This is a genomic window from Macrococcus sp. S115, assembly GCF_030067655.1.
In the GTDB taxonomy this organism is placed as follows: Bacteria; Bacillota; Bacilli; order Staphylococcales; family Staphylococcaceae; genus Macrococcoides; species Macrococcoides psychrotolerans.
Genome location: NZ_JASJES010000002.1, coordinates 1 through 16,966 on the forward strand (window position 1 = coordinate 1; position 16,966 = coordinate 16,966).

Sequence of the window (16,966 nt, forward strand, 5' to 3'; positions counted from 1 at the left end):
TTTCTTTTTTTATAATATCATCAGCTATCAGTCCGCCGTGAAATTTTCCGTTTTCAATGAATATCGTATTCGCGTCATTTCCTGCTGCGATCACCCCTGCGATATATAAATTGTCTATATTCGTCTCCATCGTCTCTTTGTCATAGAAAGGTGCTGTCCCGAATTCATTTGTTATGAGTTCTATCCCCATATCACTTAAAAACGTGTAGTCCGGGTGATAGCCAATCATTGCAAAAACAGTATCATTTTTGATTGCCATTTCTCCACTAGGGGTTTGAATGATCACTTCAGAATCATTGATAGAGGTTACATGACTATTGAAATAGAGTTTAATTTTTTCATGATTAACAAGGGATTCGTAAAGAGGTAATATCCAGGGTTTCACACTCTTAGAATATGTATCACCGCGATACACAGCTGTCACTCGTGCACCAGCTTTTTCGAGTTCGATCGCAGCGTCAATTGCAGAGTTTTTACCACCAATGATCAACACATCCTGATCAAAATAAGGATGGGCTTCCTTGAAGTAATGCTGCACCTTATCTAAATCAGCACCCGGTACATCTAATGTATTCGGCTGCCCATAATAACCTGTCGCAACTGTAACGTAATTACATTTATAGTGTGCTTTAGTTGTCGTGATGATAAATTCGTCTTCATGCTTCTCCACTTTTAGAACTTCTTCGCCAGAATGAATCTTTAAATCATGATATTTCACTACACTTCTGTAATAGACAAGTGCTTGGTTTCGATGCGGCTTATGTTCTTCAACAATAAACGGAATATCACCGATACTCAATTTTTCACTCGTCGAGAAAAAAGTCTGATGTGTCGGATAATTGTAGATTGCTTCAACGACATTCCCTTTTTCGATGATAATATTATCTATGCCTTTCTTTTTTTGCTCTATACTTGCTGATAATCCACATGGACCAGCTCCAATTATAATACTTTGTACGTGTTTCATTTTTTTCACCTTTCTTAAATAAAAAAGGGCTCAAAAGAGCCCCCTCTAGATTTCGTCATGTTCTTGTATATCGAGAATCTTAAAGCCATTGTTTTTAAGATACTTTGTAAACTTCTTAATATTTTTACTATCTTCAACTTTAACAATCATTCTTCGATGCATCTTATCTGTTTCGTCAAACGTTACAAAAGAAATAGCATTTAACTTATACTTCTTCAATGCTGAAGCAAGACGCATGATACGCCCTTCTGCATCTATTGATGTAATGGCAATGCGCACACCTTTTTGATTCATTCCAAATGCAGATTTAAACTGCTCCATAACATCAAATCGTGAAACCACGCCTAAAAAATCGTTGCGTTCATTGATAACACTTAAAATCGGAAAATCTTGTAATGTTAAGAAAGACTCTTCGAATAGCGCATCATCTTTAACACTATATTCATCAAGAGGAAGGATATCCTTAATCTTTGTGTTTTCAATGAATTCATCTCTTAGTTTGGGTGTCTTCATAAAGAAGAAATGTCTAAAGATGCTATAACGTGTCGCTGTGCCAATATATTTTCCTGTTTCAACAACAGGCATCCCGTCAATACCATGGTGTTCAAGCTTGTCAAGCACACTCTTAACCGTGTCATCTGGACTGGCAACATAACATTTTTCTTTAGGTATCATTATTGACTTTAAATACATAGTACCGCCCCCTTTGTTTATTTAGGTATAACTAACGTTTGTCCTTGTGAAAGATTATTGTCTGAAATACCATTTGCCTGTCTTATCTTTTCAACATTTTCTGGAGAGCCATTACCATAGTATTTAATCGCTATTCGGTAAAGATTCTCTTTAGCATTAACGACGTGTGTCGCCTGCGCCTGCTGATTGTCAGACTGGTTATTATTTGAAGCAGCTGATGATTGTGATGCATTGTCTGTTTGTGATGCATTATCCTGAACTTCTGCTGTTTTTTCTTCGGCTAATCTTGCTGCTTCTGTTTCATCAGCAGCTTTTTGTGCTGCCAGACGTTCTTGTGCCGCTTTTTCCTGTGCTGCTTTTTCCTGTGCCACTTTTTCCTGTGCCGCTTCTTCCTTAGCCGCTTCTTCCTTAGCCGCTTCTTCCTTAGCTGCTTTTTCTGACTCTGCCTCTTCAACAGTCTTATCCTTAGCTTTGTCTGTTTTTTCTTCAGCAGTTTTCTTCTTGTCGTTCGTTGCTACTTGTTCTGTATTATTATGTTTATTATCACTTTGAGAATTGATATAATTTGCAAGCAGCAACATAATTGGCAGTAGTATTAAAATCGCAGCAATCAGTGGAATAAATTTCTTAAGTCCACTATTATCCTTATCTTCTTGCTGTTTTCCCTTTTCTGGCTTTTCTTCGACAGTCTTTGCATTTGCTTTATTTACTTTTGCAGCCGCTCCTGCTACCCCTGCTGCACCAGCTGCTTTTTTACTGTTAGAGACTTGTTTATTAGTCTTTTGACTGTTATCTCTTTTGTTCTTTTTCTTAGCGCCAGCGCCAATAGTTCCTGCTTCTTTGTTATCGTTAGTATTGTCTTCACGTTTCTTTCTTTCTTGTGAACGGCTACGACGTGAGACTCCACGAGGCGGAAAAATATCTTCTTCAGTTTCTTTTTTTCCTTCATATGTTTCTGAACTTACTTCTTCAGTTTCAACCGTCTCTTCTTGTTGTCTTTCGATCTTTTGTTTATTCTTTTCAAATTCATCTTTAAAATCATTTTTTGACACGTTTATCCACCCACTCATCAATTTATAGTCTATTCTTATTATAGACAAACACTATTGCTTTAGTAAAGTATTACAGCTATAAAAATAACCTTTCTAAAATTAATGCCACAGGCTCAAGTTGCATACTTTTAGTAATATTTTCATATCTTTGCAAATCTGTCACTTTGCACTTATGACACTGATTACGTTCATAAAATTCATCTGAATTTATCGAAGATGTCCTCAACATGCCGGAAAGTTCATGGTGGAGGCAATGATCGCTATGCGCATACGCAAGCATCTTTGATAATAACTGCTGTTGCTCATATTGATGCGCCTTTAATTTATCAGCGATAATGTTGTTAGCAAACTTGCGATGAAAAATATCAAGCTTCTCTTTCTTTTCCACATCATAAATATTTTGCAGAGTATAATTATGTAGATCGCTTGTGTCAATAGCGTCTAATTCGAGCAGTCGTGACGCTTGTGCGATATCATTATTATTATATAGGAGTATCGATTGACAAGAGTGATGATCTCTTCCTGCGCGACCAATCTCCTGAATAAACTGAAGGATTGATGCTGGGATGTGATAGTGAATCACCGTACGGATGTTTTTCTTATTGATTCCCATTCCAAAAGCACTGGTTGCACATATTACATGTACTTCATCTTCCATAAACCGACTCTGTACTTCAGTACGTTCACTATAGGTCATATCTGCATGATATCTGTCCACAATAAAATCCTCAGAAAGCGCCTCGTATAAAGCATCACATACCTTCTTCGATGAGAAATAGATAATAGTAGGTCCACTTTCTTTAAGTACTTTTTGTAGAAATATGAGCTTATCATCTTCACGCACTTCATATTTATACAAGTACATATTGTCCTTATTTTTGAGAAAATCATGTACTTTCAATGGCCTTCCGATAATCTCCTCAATATCATGAACAATCTTTTTTGTTGCTGTAGCTGTTAGAGCGATTACCTGTGCATTATGTCTATCAATCACTTCATTCACAAGTAAGTAATGAGGACGGAATTGAAATCCCCATTGAGAAATGCAGTGTGCTTCGTCCAGTACAATATGCGTGAACCTTATGCGAGAGAATAATGCTTCTGCAAGTTCACTTTGTAACCATTCGGGAGAACAATAAATAAATTGATAGCTATCAATGCGATGCGTAATTATCGAAAGTTCCGCACGTGATAGACCTCCATGAATAGCTACAGCATCAATTTTACTCATCTTCAACTGCATCACCTGGTCCTCCATCAAAGCAATTAACGGGGTGATAACGAGCGCTTTTCCGTCGGTAAATACAACTGGCAGCTGAAACGTGATTGATTTACCACTTCCAGTAGGCATCAGTGCTAATACATCTTCATTATTCAATATACTACCAATTATTATTCTTTGTTCCTCATTTAACTTTTTAATCCCAAAACGCTTATTTAGCAAATGTTCAATCGACATGATCGTTCCTTTCCATCAGACTGGCGTATACAATACCAATCTTCAGCTTGAAATAATCTTTAACCTCTGAATGCTCATAAAATGATTTTAGCTTTCCATATGTTAACTGACTATAAAGATGAACAATTGCCTGCAGTTCATCCGTGTTAATAAAACGTGAAATCTCCACAGGATAATCTTTAATCATCATTTCAATAATATGGTCCTGGATAGTATGCTCTCTTAAACGAAGCAAACGAGCAGTTTCATCGATAGTATAGCTATTTATCAGCTGGTACGTTCTTGCCGTATTCTTATGTAAGGGCACCTTGTAATAAAGATGATTTAATAGATGGAATGATTCATTCCGAAGCAAATGCAGTATATAGTTTTTCTCTGCCAATAACATAAATTTCAAATGAGATGTTTCAACATTTAATAGTCGTGCCAATTGTTCATCGTTTCTTGGATGTATATCATGGCCCGTTATTTTATATACGAAATAGCTATGTTTAAATTTATCTTGCACTAAAGTTACAAGTTTAAAGAAATCTAGCTGCAGAAGGTTGAAGTCTTTAGTTTTCGCCCGCCTTATAACTTCTTTAACCTGCGACTGTACAATCAGGTTGTTAGAGACTGGCACAAACCTATTTGTGCCATAACTCATTTCTGAAGATGCCTGAATAAGTAGACATAACGTCTCAAAACTCATCTCAGATGCAAGGTAAAAATAAGGGAAAAGCATGTGCTCTCGTTGCTTATCATTGTGACTTAACATACTTGTGAATGCTTCAAAAGGATAGCCTGGTGCAATCTCGTAAACAGGTAAAAGATGCTGCATAGAGGCGTCAAAATATGTCTGCTGCGTTCTTGCTCCGGTTACAATATTCCATAGACTTTTTATAGATTTATCTTCACGATAATGTGTACGTATGTAAGTTGATATAGAATTCATAGGCATCTCCTGAATCTTTTTGTTGAAAAACCATTAAACAATCACTAAAATAGTTATGTACATTGTTTATATATTTTATCATGAAATTGGTGGGAGGCGAAAATTTTGGCAGGTAAATATACAATTGTTGATATGGATACATGTATTGCATGTGGTGCTTGTGGTGCTGCAGCTCCAGATATATATGATTACGACGACGAAGGTATTGCTTACGTAATATTAGATGACAACCAAGGGACTCAAGAAATACCTGAAGAACTTGAAGAAGATATGATCGACGCATTTGAAGGTTGTCCTACAGACTCAATCAAAGTGGCAGATGAATCATTTGATGGTGACGCACTGAAGTTCGAATAATATAACAAACCCGGACTACTGTAGAAAATAGAGATTATTTTCTGCAGTAGTCCGGGTTGTTTTTATCTGGTTTTAGGCAGTACATTGAGCAATATAATCGATAATATCGCGAGTAGTATGCCTTTGATAATATTAAAAGGGATGATGCCGGCTGTAATAATTACCTTTAAGTTATTAGAGATATCAGTGAAATTCATTATCATACCGTAAAGCGGTAATAATACGAAATAATTCATAATACTCATTACCATCGTCAATACGATTGTTGCACATAAAAATCCAACGATTAGTCGTTGCTTTCTCCCTTTAGTTACTGCATACAATGTCAATATCAATGATGTCCCTGCAAGAAAATTCGCAACAGGCCCAATTGGATCTGTCATATTCATCAAGAAATTTAGCAAGTTTTTAATGACTTCGACTCCAATCGCTCCAAGTGGTCCAACAGTGAAAAGTGCGATAATTGCAGGAATATCACTTAAATCAATTGTGAGATAGGGTGGTAAAAATGGTAACGGAAACTTTAAAAACATAAGTAAAAAAGCAACCGCACTTAATAGACTCACCGTAATGAGTCGTCTTGTCTTATTAATCTGTGTCATTTCCTTCTCCTTCTATCCATCTTACAAAGAGGAGGAAAACCTCCATCTTCTCCCATCCAGACTGTACTGTCGGTACTGGAATTTCACCAGTTCAGCTGAGTAATCAGGTCGCGGACTGTAACCGCCGGTTCGGAATTACACCGACCCCGAAGATGAATGATATATTTTTTATAGTATATATCTTACTTGTTATTCTTTGTATCGTCAACTTTTGGGATTGAGATAACAAATGTTGTGCCTTTGCCGACCTTGCTATCCACATTTATACTGCCATGATGACCTTCTATAATTGATTTGACGATAAATAATCCTAATCCGGTACCATGTTTACCTCTCGTCCTAGCCTGATCCACCTTGTAGAAACGTTCAAATATATTATCGATATGTTTCGGCGCAATACCCACACCTGTATCAGAAATACTGATGATGAGGTTCTCATCGTCTTCATCAGTATGAATACTAATTACATCTCCTGCAACAGTATAGCGTAGTGCGTTATCAATGATATTGGTAATCACCTGAATCATCTTATCATAGTCTAACCAAGCTTTAGAATGATGCCTATAATGAGTTTGAATGTCTGTCTCATGTTTCTCGGCCACATGTTTGAAGTTCATTATCGTTCTTTCTATCAGCTCCTCTATGTCAGTAGCTTCTAAATTCAGAACTTGTTCACCAGCATCAATTCTAGCTACATTCAGCAGTTCATTCACAAGACGATTCAGACGCTTTGATTCGTCAAGAATAATATTTAGAAATTCATCCACATCAGACTTTTCGCTGACAATACCATCTAGAATGGCCTCCGTATATCCTTGAAGCATTTGAATCGGTGTTCTCAGTTCATGAGATACATTTGCAATAAACATCTGTTTCATTTGATCAATCTTCTTCTCTTCAGTCATATCCCTAATGATAGCTACAGCCCCATTACCTTGTTTTATTTCTGGGTTGTCGACTGGAGAAACAATGAGCACATAGTGCTTATCTTTGGTTGTAATTTCATTATATACCGTATCTTCCGACTGCATCACTTTATTCACAGTATCACTCAAGGCTTCAATCTGCTGTTGGTTGATGTCATCCAGAAATTTCTCTGCCATTGGATTTTGAAGCTGCTTCTCTAGATGCATATTGAAACTCAGCACGCCATCCTCCATTGCATTGATTAATCTGTCCCTCAAATTTCTTTCAGAAGATATCCTGTTCATGTTCAAAGTAATATCTTCTTCCATCTTATTAAATGCAAGAGCAAGTTCTCCAATTTCGTCACGTGATTGAACCTTGATTTTCTCATTTCGCTCACCCCGTGCAAGTTTAAACGCCGCTTGCTTCAGATGAATTAATGGTTTAGTTATACGTGTAGACAAGAAAAATGCAAATATTGTCGTCAAAATTAGCAGCACGAGTGCAACTAAAAATATGATGATTGCGATGTAGTTGAAAGCATCGGATATCGTATTGGTATCTTGATAAATAAATATTGCGCTTCCATTATATTCAAATGCCTGAGAAGGGTATCCTACGAGCAGATATTCATGTTTGCTGCCCTGATAATTGACTTCGATTGACTGAACAACAGTTTCATCTTTTTTATACACAGCATCAAATGCTTTGTTCGTCTGAATTTCTTTTAACATCAATGCTTTTAACGGATCCTCAATGTTCTTATGTTGATCCTGTTTATTCGTAATCAATATCAGTCCAGCAGGGTTTTCGATCAGTTCTTTCACATAGTTCATTGCATCACTTTTGTCATGCCGACTCATAAGGACGAGTTCAACTTTTTCTGCCTGTTGCTTTAATGCATGTGCAGATTCACTCATCAAATAAGCATTAAAAAAGCTCATCAGTGCAACCGATAATATAATTAAAACTGTGGTTACTATAAACAATATAGTTAACCACAGTTTAATAACGACACTATTGATATATTTCATCAGTCTCTGACCTCAAATTTATATCCTACACCCCATACTGTATGAATCATATCTGCAGCATGTGGCGATACTTTGTTCAATTTTTCTCTTAATCGCTTCACATGTGTATCAACTGTTCGTAAATCACCATAAAACTCATAATGCCATACATCTTTAAGCAGTTGCTCACGATCAAATACTTTATCTGGACTCTTAGCCAGAAAAAGTAATAGTTCATATTCCTTTGGAGTTAAATTAACCTCCTTATTATCTGCAAGCACTCTATGTGCATCATTATCTATCACTAGTGAATCAAAAACGATCAGATCTTTCGCATGCGCTTCCTGTTGTATGAACATTGTTGATTGCGAACGTCTTAAAATTGCCTTTACGCGTAGTACAACCTCTCGTGGAGAGAACGGTTTGACGATATAATCGTCTGCCCCAATTTCAAAGCCTTCTACGCGATTATGTTCTTCTCCTTTTGCAGTCAGCATAATAACAGGCGTAGATTTCTCTTCACGTAATCGTTTGCATACTTGGATACCATCCATACCAGGCAACATGATATCTAGTAAAATACAATGAAAATCTTCACTCAGCGCAAGCTCGAGCGCGCGCTCTCCATCTTCCGCTTCTACAGTTTCATAGCCTTCTCTTTCTAGATACATCTTAGCAAGCTTTCTAATTCTATCTTCATCATCAACTATTAAAATCTTTTCTTTCATATTATGCTCACCCTTTCATTATGCATAGGAATGGAGACCTGCAATGATTAGATTCACCGCAATCACATTAAATAAGATGATACCGAGACCAATAACGGCAAGCCATGCTGATTTTTTACCTTCCCAGCCCTTTCCTAATCTTAAATGTAGGAAAATCGCATAGAACAAGAATGTAATTAACGCCCAGACTTCTTTAGGATCCCAGCCCCAGAATCTACTCCATGCAATCTGCGCCCAAATACTCGCAAATAATAATCCTCCAAGAGCAAATAACGGAAACCCGATGATGACAGAACGATAACAAATTTCGTCCATTAATCTCAACGAAACTTTATTAGTCAAAGGTTTGATGACCGAAAAAATAGTTCTGCGTGCGATGAGTCTGATTATCCCATAAAGGATAGAACCGATGATGATTGACCACACGACCGTATTTAATTTCTGTGCATTGATTACAGGTGGTAATTCGATTCCTGTGTCAAAGCGTTTAACTTCTTTATAGCTTTCTTTCGTCCCATCAACTTTAACAACTGGTGTACTATCCTTGAATGTAACTAATCCTGGTAAATGGTATTCAGCAACTGCATTCATGCCATTTTTATCTTGATAGAAATATTCTTCCTTATAATCAACAATACCTTTCATTACAATCGTTGTTAATATAAATGCTAAAACTAATACGATAAAATACATGACTACCTCAAGCCAGAATGCGTCTTTAGATTTCTCTTTCGCATCAACATATCTCAGAAGATAGATCAATCCCGCCACTGAGCTTACAGAAAGAATGCCATAGCTGATAGTTACAGTTATAACGTGTATCGCAAGCCAGTTACTCTGTAACGCTGGAATTAACGGTGATACTTCTCTTGAAAACATACTTGCATAGACGATAACAAGCATCGCAATCGGTAAAGAGAAGAGTGCAAGTATCGGTGTATGATAGATATAATTGATAACTAGAAATCCGCCTACCATCATAATCCCGAACATCGTTAAGAATTCATACATATTACTTACTGGTGCGTGGCCTGAAGCAATCCATCTTGTGATAAAATAAACAAGCTGCAATGCAAAACCAATCGTTGTTAATAAGACACCCATATTTTCGTAGCGTTTCGATTTTGCTTTAATACTTGCTGAAAAAGGTAAAATCGCTATTAAATATAGAATAAATGCTGCGTATAAAGAAGTACTACTAAAATTTAATAAAGTTTCATTATTCATTCTTATCCTCCACCTCATACTTATCATTTACTTCTTGTAAATGATGTTTATGTAACATCGTATCTATCTCGCGTTTAAATCCATAATAGTTTCTATTCGTATGAGCTGCGAGCGTCCCTTCATTCGTATTAATCCAGATTCTACGATGATTAATATAAGACCCTATTGCAAGTCCAAATAGGAAAATTGTAAATCCTACAAATAATATAGGAAGTGTCAGATCCTTCTTGACCGTTAAATACGTTATTGTTTTATTCGTCGCGCTGACAAATTTAACATCATACTGATTATCTTTCGATATATCTTGTGATGATCGGATTTTTAGCAGGCTGTATTCTGATTTTTTCCCATCATTCACTTCAAAGACAAATGCTGGATTGTTCGGTAAAGGAGATTTTGTTGCTAGTGCTCCATTCTCCGTAATTTTATCAAAATCAGGTGCATAGTTACGTAGGTGCACATTCAACGTATCACTGATTTTATAATCATCTTTCGGATTATCGAGCTTGACCTCAAAGTTTTTTCCGATTTGCTTACCTTGTTTATCTTGTACTTTAAAGAGCATCGTTTCTAACTGCGACTGATCAAAACTATTCTGATAGAGTGCAAACTGGTCAAACTTTACTGGATGGTTCACGCGAATACTATCATCTTTTAGTTTTACAAGTTCTGGTTTACTACCAATAACTGATGAATCAGATTTATTCTCAAATAGCGTAATTTTTGATTCATAGTTTTTAGCAATTTTATTCATTGTCGCATCAGCTGATTTACTGTTTGTATTCGACATTGATTCTTTATCATACTGTTCAAAGATAAATTGATTATTTTTTATGTAATACTGATTTTCAGTACCCGGAATGACTTTCGTCTCTCCTTCTCCAATACCTACGAATTCATCTACATAAAACATCGGTACAAAACGCAGCATTGCTCCAGCAAGCAGAATTATTAGTCCAGTATGATTGATATATGGCCCATATCTACTGATTCTTCCTTTTTCTGCAAGAATGAAACCTGCTTCCTCACGCACTTTATATTTATTGTCCTTCAATGTCTCAATGAGTGACATATCTAATCTATCATCGTGCAAAGTGAGTCTTTGACGTTTAAAAAATGACGGATGTTTTTTTACTGTCTGTCTCGTCAGCGATTTATGAAGCGGTATACCTCGATCGATACTTGCTGCGATAATTGAGAATGCAACAAGCGCAAGTAAAATTAAGAACCACCAGGAGGTATAAAGATTATCAAAGCCTAATCTATAATAAATCAGTCCAAGTGTTCCATATTTGTCCTGATAGAATGTTGATGGATCTTCTCCGACCGGAATAAAATACTGCTGTGGAAACATCGTCCCAATTGCAGAAGCAATTACCGTCAATACAAGTAGTATAACTCCCGTCTTTACAGAAGCGAAAAAGTTCCACACTTTATCTGCCAATGATTTATGTTTCGTCTTACTACGGATGGCCTGTCCATCATAGCGCATTATATCAGCGATTTTCTTCTTATCATAATTATCGTTGATTAAGCGACCACAATTTTGACAAAGCTGTGTACCTGGCGGATTAATATGTCCACATGTACATTGAATTGATTGGTCTTTCATTTAATACTGCACCCCTTTATGGTTGTACCATATCCATATATTTTTTTATGTCTGCACGTGACATCTGCCCTTTATGGTGTGCCTTTATAATACCATTTTTATCTATAACATATGTATTCGGTAAATCATTTGCATTATAGGCTTTCATCACATCTCCTGAACCGTCAAGCGCAACCATTAACTCTACTTCTTCAGGCAGTTCGCTGAAGAACTGCTTTATTTGCTGTGGTGAATCTTTCACATGTACTGTAAGCACTTCAACACCTTTAGAGTGATAGATTTTGTTCATGCGGTTTAAGTCAGGCATCTCTTCTTTACATGGGTTACACCATGTTCCCCAGAAGTTTAGAATAACACCTTTACCTTTATAATCACTTAATGCTACTTTTTCACCTTCTAAATTTTCAAGTTCAAATAACGGTGCTTTATCTCCGACTTTCACAACCTTCTCACCATCTTTAACAACACTCACATATAATATAAAACCAATAGCAATTAATATCAGCAGCATTATTATATACTGAATCCACTTTTTCTGTGACTTTTGCATATAAACCCATTCTCCTTTTTGCAATATAATTTTTATTATAACATGCAAAAACACATAGTCTGTGGCAACTATGTGAATTTTGGACTATGATTTATTTAATGCCATATTTCTTAAGGTCTTAACTTCATGGGGACTTAATTCTCTTGCATCTCCTGCATTTAACCCTTTTAGAGTTAGCGGTCCATACTCAATACGTGATAGTTTAACGACTTCATGACCAAAATGAGCAAACATTCTACGGACTTGACGATTTCTACCTTCATAAATAGTAATTTCAACTAATGTCGTGTTTTTCTCTTTATCTTGAGACTTAACTTTCACAAGTGCAGGAGCAGTTTTACCATCTTCAAGCATAATACCTTTTTCAAGTTGCTTTACTTGTTCACGTAACAAGAATCCCTTTAGTTTAGCAACGTATTTTTTCTTCATCTTATATTTAGGGTGCGTCATTTGGTTTGCAAAGTCTCCATCGTTCGTTAATAAGAGCAAGCCCGACGTATCATAATCCAGACGTCCAACCGGAAAGATCCTTAAATTGAGACCTGGAAAATAGTCTGTAACGACCTTTCTTCCTTTTTCATCAGAAACACTTGTAATGACACCTGTAGGTTTATGGAAAAGAATATAAATTTTCTCTGGGTTCTCTAGCGGGATACCTTCTACTTCGATAATATCACTTGGCTTTACTTTTGTGCCGAGCTCAGTCACAGTTTGTCCGTTTACTGTTACTTTGCCTTCAGTAATTAACACTTCAGCTTTCCTTCTTGATGTAACACCACTCTTTGCGATTACTTTTTGCAATCTTTCTAACTGTTCATTCATAATTCATCCTCCGTCTCTAAATTTTTAAAGAATTGTTCAATTTCATCTGATTCTGTATTACCCTCTTCATCCATCGGGAGCTCATCCAGGCTTTTTAAGCCGAATGCTCTTAAAAACTCCTGTGTTGTCACCAGTAATTTAGCTCGAGCCTCTTTTTGTTCATTTGCTTTAATAAGCCCTTTTTCAATGAGTGTCTTTATCGGTCCATCAGAATTTACACCACGTGCAATTTCTATATCTTGTCTCGTCAGAGGCTGATTATATGCGATAATCGCTAAAGTTTCCATTGAAGCTTGCGTCAGTTTCTTCTCTTTCGTATGTGTAACAAGGTGTTGTAGATACGGTGTTAAACTGTCATTAGCCATAAGAAAGTAACTGTCTCCTAACTTTCTTATCTCTAATACACTATGGTGAAATCTCCTGGTCATATCACTTATCTGTACTGGTGTTAGCTGTACAACTTCGCATAAAGTCGATTCATCAACGCCCTCATCTCCGGCTGCATATAATAACCCAGTTATAATTTCTAGTTTATCAACCATTATAACATCTGCCCCTTTCTATATAAATATCACCAAATGTATGCTCTTGACGTATTTTTACCGCCTCCATCTTCATTAGTTCTAATAAAGCCATAAAAAGGGTGACAATCTGCGTCTTAGTTTCCGAAAATGTTACAAAATCAGCAAACGTAATCTTTTGTTTGTGCTGCAACTTTTCAACAATATTCTTAGTTGCATCTTCAATTGAGTATGTATCCCTTGTCATTGATATTGTAGGTTTTACTACATGCTGTCTTTGCTTTGCCTTATGATATGCCGTTATAAGATCCATCAAATCAAGTTCTAACGAGGTATCAATCTTCTCGAATCGAGAAAGGTCATTCCCACGTTTAACAAAATATCGCTCTTCTTCCTTCTTTTTTTCATTGAGTATTTCTGCTAACATTCTATAGTTCTGATACTCAATAAGCTGGTTCATCAGACCCTCTCTCGGGTCCTCAGTTTCTTCAACCGTTTCTGTACTTTCTGGCAGAAGCATACTACTTTTGATGCGCAACAACTCACTCGCCATTACAAGATAATCGCCATGCACATTGATATCTAAATCAGTGACTTCTTTGATATAATTGATATATTGTTCAGTCAGAATTTTCATCGATATATCATAGATATCGATTTCATACTGCTTTATAAGATGGAGCAGTAGATCGAGTGGTCCCTGAAAGGACGCGAGTTTTACTTCATACATTATTTCACCTATATTCTGGAGTGGTTAAATTGAAAACTATTATTGCTGAGTACGTCTATTATTTTGAATATCTGAGAGATTATTTCGAATGTCATGAACTGTTGGAAGACTTCTGGAAAAATAAACCTGAATTTACCAAGCAAGACTTTGAAGTTGGCCTAATACTACTTGCAACTGGTCAGTATCATATGCGCCGTGGCAATATTACAGGCGGACATCGCTCACTGTCGAAAGCAAAGCGAATCCTCAAACTTTATATCGATTCCCATTATGAACGATTTATTGATATTGCGAGATTAGCATCCGAGATTGATATGCTTATAAACTCACCAGTATACCAGCAGATCACTCTTCCAGTGCGTCCAGAAGTTCGTTCGTTATTGCGTGATAAAGCGCATCACATTTCATCAGACATCCACGAAAATATCATTCACAAACATTTGAAGCGTGATAGAACCGAAGTCCTTTTGGCTAGACACAGTGCATTATACAATAAAAAGCCAATAGACGAGTCCCCACACAACGGCCATCATGGTAATAAAGGTTAGCAGCATCATATTATTTCGAGGCTTTTCATCCTTATGTTCAGATGTTTTCAGTATCTGTCGTTGTTCCTGTGGTTTGAATGCCTTATTTTCACTTGCATTTTTTTTATTCATACATTTCTCCTATGCTCTCGGGTGTGTATTTTTATAAACTTCACGAATTTGTTTCGTATCGATATGTGTATATAGCTGCGTAGATGAAATATCAGCATGCCCAAGCATCTCCTGTACAGCACGTAAGTCTGCACCGTTCTCAAGCAGGTGTGTTGCGAACGAATGCCTTAACGTATGAGGTGTCAGCCTTTTTTGTATTCCTGACTCTGCCTGGACCTGTTTCATTATCTTCCAGAAGCCCTGTCTAGTCATACGCTTTCCATGGAAATTCAGAAACAAACTATCCGTCATCTCCTTTTTAAGCATTTTATGACGTGTGTTCGCAATATAAGCATCCATCAGCTTAATCATATGCGTTCCTATAGGGACAATGCGCTCCTTATTACCTTTACCTGTCACTTTAACAAAGCCCATAATAGTATTTACATCCGCGACATCCAGATTGATAAGTTCTGACACGCGCATACCTGTTGCGTATAGTAGTTCGAGCATTGCCTGGTCCCTTCTACCTGTTACTTTAGAAGTATCAGGTGAAGATAAGAAAATGTCAACTTCCTCAACCGTGAGTATATCCGGAAGTTTTCTTTCAAATTTTGGCGGTTCCAGGATGATTGTCGGATCTTTCACTGCATATTTTTCTCTAAGTGCAAACTGATGGAATCCTCGAACGGATGCAGTGATTCTAGCAAGCGTCTTTGACGATTTACCATCGTCCTTTAACTTGCCGAGAAATAATGAAATCGTAAATCTATCGATATTATCTATAGAACCAATATGTGATTCTTCTAAAAACTTCTTATAATGATTCAAATCTCTTCTGTACGCTGCGATCGTATTTTCACTCAGTCCTTTTTCAATCATAATAAAGTGTAAAAATTCATCTATGATTTCCTGCATATCCTCACCTCTTTGTAGATTAAGTTTACCATAATATTTTATATGAATATATAAAAAAAAGAGACTGCAGTCTCTTTATTCATTGATACGTTTATTAAGTTCATCTGCTCTGAAACCTTTTTCAGTGCACATTCTACATATTCCATGAAAGGTCAGACGGTGGTCCATAATCTGAAAGTGATAGTCACGTTCAACCTTTTTCTCAACATCCTCAAGTAAATCTTCTTCAATCTCTTCCACCGCACCGCAATTCATGCACACAAGGTGATGATGGAAGTGTTTTGCACCTTCTTTTCTCAGGTCAAAACGTGCGACCCCATCACCAAAATTTATTTTATCTACAACTTTCAGTTCAGCTAAAAGCTCCAGTGTCCGATAAACCGTTGCAAGTCCAATTTCAGGAGATTTTTCCTTTACCTTCAGAAAAACATCTTCCGCACTTAGATGATCTGCTTCATTCTCCAATAATACAGTAACTGTCGCTTCCCTTTGAGGGGTTAGTTTATAAGAAGCTTCATGTAACTGCTCCTTTATTCTATTAATTCTTTCCTGCATATCCTCACTCCTAAAGGTAACGATTAATATATATAAAATATCAGTAATTGAGAATTAATGCAAATAAATTTATTCTCAGATTAGAATAATTATTAAATGATAATTAATTTATACCTTATTTTCTTAATTTGAGCTGATAATTTAATATCGCAAGAATCGTCTTCGCATCTTCTATCTTCCCTTCATCTATCCAGCGCAGAGCTTCATCTAATGTCAGCCAATGATGACTGACAAACTCATCCTCATCAGGAGATAGTTCGTTAGATGCAACTAAAGTATCTGTATAATAAAGCGAAATAAATTCATCACAAAAACCTGGAGATACATAGAATTCTTTTAAAAGTGATAATTGCAGAGGCGTATACCCAGTTTCCTCTTCAAGTTCACGCCTAGCAGTTTCTATTCTTTCTTCTCCTGGTTCAACCTTTCCTGCCGGGACTTCAATCAGACATTTCTCCATTGCCTTGCGAAATTGTTCTACAAATAGAATCTTATTGTCTTTAACAGCAAGAATCGCAACAGCTCCTGGATGTTTTACAACTTCTCTCACTGTTTCTTTGCCATTGGGTAATGTAACGATATGTTCTTCAACCTTAATCACTTTACCGTCAAATATTTGTGTTTTTTCAATCGTACGCTCTGTCAGATCCATATCAATTCACTCTCTTTCATTTATCATGTT

General features: G+C 36.6%; 19 protein-coding genes and 1 riboswitch. Of the genes, 2 read left to right on the top strand and 17 right to left on the bottom strand.

From position 1 onward, the window contains the following. From QNJ52_RS03095 to QNJ52_RS03115, 5 genes are all read right to left on the bottom strand, one after another. Positions 1-967 (bottom strand): YpdA family putative bacillithiol disulfide reductase (locus QNJ52_RS03095; RefSeq protein ID WP_283721868.1); only part of this gene is annotated, 967 nt, incomplete at its 3' end. Between the two features lie 45 nt (positions 968-1,012). After that, positions 1,013-1,660, bottom strand: coding sequence for a CBS domain-containing protein (locus QNJ52_RS03100; protein ID WP_219491817.1), 648 nt, complete (start codon positions 1,658-1,660; stop codon positions 1,013-1,015). A 17-nt stretch (positions 1,661-1,677) separates the two neighbouring features. Then, the gene (locus QNJ52_RS03105; RefSeq protein WP_219491820.1) at positions 1,678-2,712 is read right to left on the bottom strand and encodes a LysM peptidoglycan-binding domain-containing protein; all 1,035 of its coding nucleotides are present in this window, start codon (positions 2,710-2,712) and stop codon (positions 1,678-1,680) included. 76 nt (positions 2,713-2,788) lie between these two features. Further along, complete coding sequence (locus tag QNJ52_RS03110; RefSeq protein WP_283721869.1) at positions 2,789-4,171, bottom strand: RecQ family ATP-dependent DNA helicase; 1,383 nt, start codon at positions 4,169-4,171, stop codon at positions 2,789-2,791. Then, a complete protein-coding gene (locus tag QNJ52_RS03115) occupies positions 4,161-5,105 on the bottom strand; it encodes a helix-turn-helix domain-containing protein (protein ID WP_219491825.1) in 945 nt (314 codons plus the stop codon). Before QNJ52_RS03115 ends, QNJ52_RS03110 begins: the two co-directional genes overlap by 11 nt. A 132-nt stretch (positions 5,106-5,237) precedes the next feature. Here QNJ52_RS03115 and QNJ52_RS03120 point away from each other — a divergent pair, with 132 nt between their 5' ends. Next, positions 5,238-5,462, top strand: a complete 225-nt coding sequence (locus QNJ52_RS03120) for a ferredoxin (RefSeq protein ID WP_041636407.1) — start codon at positions 5,238-5,240, stop codon at positions 5,460-5,462. A gap of 62 nt (positions 5,463-5,524) precedes the next feature. Here QNJ52_RS03120 and QNJ52_RS03125 read toward each other — a convergent pair whose 3' ends face one another. The 9 genes from QNJ52_RS03125 to QNJ52_RS03165 all read right to left on the bottom strand — a co-directional run bounded on the left by QNJ52_RS03125 (position 5,525) and on the right by QNJ52_RS03165 (position 14,173). After that, complete coding sequence (locus QNJ52_RS03125; protein WP_241427513.1) at positions 5,525-6,055, bottom strand: ECF transporter S component; 531 nt, start codon at positions 6,053-6,055, stop codon at positions 5,525-5,527. A gap of 49 nt (positions 6,056-6,104) precedes the next feature. After that, positions 6,105-6,222: riboswitch (FMN riboswitch) on the bottom strand. Positions 6,223-6,246: 24 nt separating this feature from the next. Continuing rightward, positions 6,247-8,004, bottom strand: a complete 1,758-nt coding sequence (locus tag QNJ52_RS03130) for an ATP-binding protein (RefSeq protein ID WP_219491831.1) — start codon at positions 8,002-8,004, stop codon at positions 6,247-6,249. Further along, entirely contained in the window at positions 8,004-8,711 is a 708-nt protein-coding gene (locus tag QNJ52_RS03135) for a response regulator transcription factor (RefSeq protein ID WP_219491832.1), read from the bottom strand. Before QNJ52_RS03135 ends, QNJ52_RS03130 begins: the two co-directional genes overlap by 1 nt. 18 nt (positions 8,712-8,729) lie before the next feature. After that, positions 8,730-9,938 (bottom strand): c-type cytochrome biogenesis protein CcsB, encoded by a 1,209-nt coding sequence (gene ccsB / locus QNJ52_RS03140; protein ID WP_219491835.1) that lies wholly within the window; start codon positions 9,936-9,938, stop codon positions 8,730-8,732. Then, a complete protein-coding gene (resB, locus tag QNJ52_RS03145; protein ID WP_219491838.1) occupies positions 9,931-11,550 on the bottom strand; it encodes a cytochrome c biogenesis protein ResB in 1,620 nt (539 codons plus the stop codon). The genes ccsB and resB overlap by 8 nt, the downstream gene beginning before the upstream one ends. A gap of 16 nt (positions 11,551-11,566) precedes the next feature. Beyond that, entirely contained in the window at positions 11,567-12,100 is a 534-nt protein-coding gene (resA, locus tag QNJ52_RS03150) for a thiol-disulfide oxidoreductase ResA (RefSeq protein WP_219491840.1), read from the bottom strand. A gap of 84 nt (positions 12,101-12,184) precedes the next feature. Next, the gene (locus QNJ52_RS03155; RefSeq protein ID WP_219491844.1) at positions 12,185-12,922 is read right to left on the bottom strand and encodes a pseudouridine synthase; all 738 of its coding nucleotides are present in this window, start codon (positions 12,920-12,922) and stop codon (positions 12,185-12,187) included. Next, positions 12,919-13,464 carry an SMC-Scp complex subunit ScpB gene (gene scpB / locus QNJ52_RS03160; protein WP_283721870.1) on the bottom strand — a complete coding sequence of 182 codons (546 nt, stop codon included), beginning with the start codon at positions 13,462-13,464 and terminating at the stop codon, positions 12,919-12,921. Before scpB ends, QNJ52_RS03155 begins: the two co-directional genes overlap by 4 nt. Further along, entirely contained in the window at positions 13,457-14,173 is a 717-nt protein-coding gene (locus QNJ52_RS03165) for a segregation and condensation protein A (protein WP_283721871.1), read from the bottom strand. The genes scpB and QNJ52_RS03165 overlap by 8 nt, the downstream gene beginning before the upstream one ends. Positions 14,174-14,202: 29 nt before the next feature. Here QNJ52_RS03165 and QNJ52_RS03170 point away from each other — a divergent pair, with 29 nt between their 5' ends. Next, positions 14,203-14,721 carry a DUF309 domain-containing protein gene (locus QNJ52_RS03170; protein WP_219491854.1) on the top strand — a complete coding sequence of 173 codons (519 nt, stop codon included), beginning with the start codon at positions 14,203-14,205 and terminating at the stop codon, positions 14,719-14,721. A gap of 120 nt (positions 14,722-14,841) precedes the next feature. Here QNJ52_RS03170 and xerD read toward each other — a convergent pair whose 3' ends face one another. The 3 genes from xerD to QNJ52_RS03185 all read right to left on the bottom strand — a co-directional run bounded on the left by xerD (position 14,842) and on the right by QNJ52_RS03185 (position 16,936). After that, on the bottom strand, positions 14,842-15,729 hold the full coding sequence (gene xerD / locus QNJ52_RS03175) for a site-specific tyrosine recombinase XerD (RefSeq protein WP_120785604.1): 888 nt from the start codon (positions 15,727-15,729) through the stop codon (positions 14,842-14,844). 75 nt (positions 15,730-15,804) lie between these two features. After that, entirely contained in the window at positions 15,805-16,284 is a 480-nt protein-coding gene (fur, locus tag QNJ52_RS03180; RefSeq protein WP_283721872.1) for a ferric iron uptake transcriptional regulator, read from the bottom strand. A 115-nt stretch (positions 16,285-16,399) separates the two neighbouring features. After that, positions 16,400-16,936 carry an NUDIX hydrolase gene (locus QNJ52_RS03185; RefSeq protein WP_283721873.1) on the bottom strand — a complete coding sequence of 179 codons (537 nt, stop codon included), beginning with the start codon at positions 16,934-16,936 and terminating at the stop codon, positions 16,400-16,402. Positions 16,937-16,966: the final 30 nt, after the last annotated feature.

Coding starts and splice junctions, on each gene's coding strand:
- QNJ52_RS03100 (WP_219491817.1), bottom strand. CDS start 1,660: ATGTATTTAAAGTCAATAATGATACCTAAAGAAAAATGTTATGTTGCC.
- QNJ52_RS03110 (WP_283721869.1), bottom strand. CDS start 4,171: ATGTCGATTGAACATTTGCTAAATAAGCGTTTTGGGATTAAAAAGTTA.
- QNJ52_RS03115 (WP_219491825.1), bottom strand. CDS start 5,105: ATGAATTCTATATCAACTTACATACGTACACATTATCGTGAAGATAAA.
- QNJ52_RS03120 (WP_041636407.1), top strand. CDS start 5,238: ATGGATACATGTATTGCATGTGGTGCTTGTGGTGCTGCAGCTCCAGAT.
- QNJ52_RS03130 (WP_219491831.1), bottom strand. CDS start 8,004: ATGAAATATATCAATAGTGTCGTTATTAAACTGTGGTTAACTATATTG.
- QNJ52_RS03135 (WP_219491832.1), bottom strand. CDS start 8,711: ATGAAAGAAAAGATTTTAATAGTTGATGATGAAGATAGAATTAGAAAG.
- ccsB (WP_219491835.1), bottom strand. CDS start 9,938: ATGAATAATGAAACTTTATTAAATTTTAGTAGTACTTCTTTATACGCA.
- resB (WP_219491838.1), bottom strand. CDS start 11,550: ATGAAAGACCAATCAATTCAATGTACATGTGGACATATTAATCCGCCA.
- resA (WP_219491840.1), bottom strand. CDS start 12,100: ATGCAAAAGTCACAGAAAAAGTGGATTCAGTATATAATAATGCTGCTG.
- QNJ52_RS03155 (WP_219491844.1), bottom strand. CDS start 12,922: ATGAATGAACAGTTAGAAAGATTGCAAAAAGTAATCGCAAAGAGTGGT.
- scpB (WP_283721870.1), bottom strand. CDS start 13,464: ATGGTTGATAAACTAGAAATTATAACTGGGTTATTATATGCAGCCGGA.
- QNJ52_RS03165 (WP_283721871.1), bottom strand. CDS start 14,173: ATGTATGAAGTAAAACTCGCGTCCTTTCAGGGACCACTCGATCTACTG.
- xerD (WP_120785604.1), bottom strand. CDS start 15,729: ATGCAGGAAATCATAGATGAATTTTTACACTTTATTATGATTGAAAAA.
- fur (WP_283721872.1), bottom strand. CDS start 16,284: ATGCAGGAAAGAATTAATAGAATAAAGGAGCAGTTACATGAAGCTTCT.
- QNJ52_RS03185 (WP_283721873.1), bottom strand. CDS start 16,936: ATGGATCTGACAGAGCGTACGATTGAAAAAACACAAATATTTGACGGT.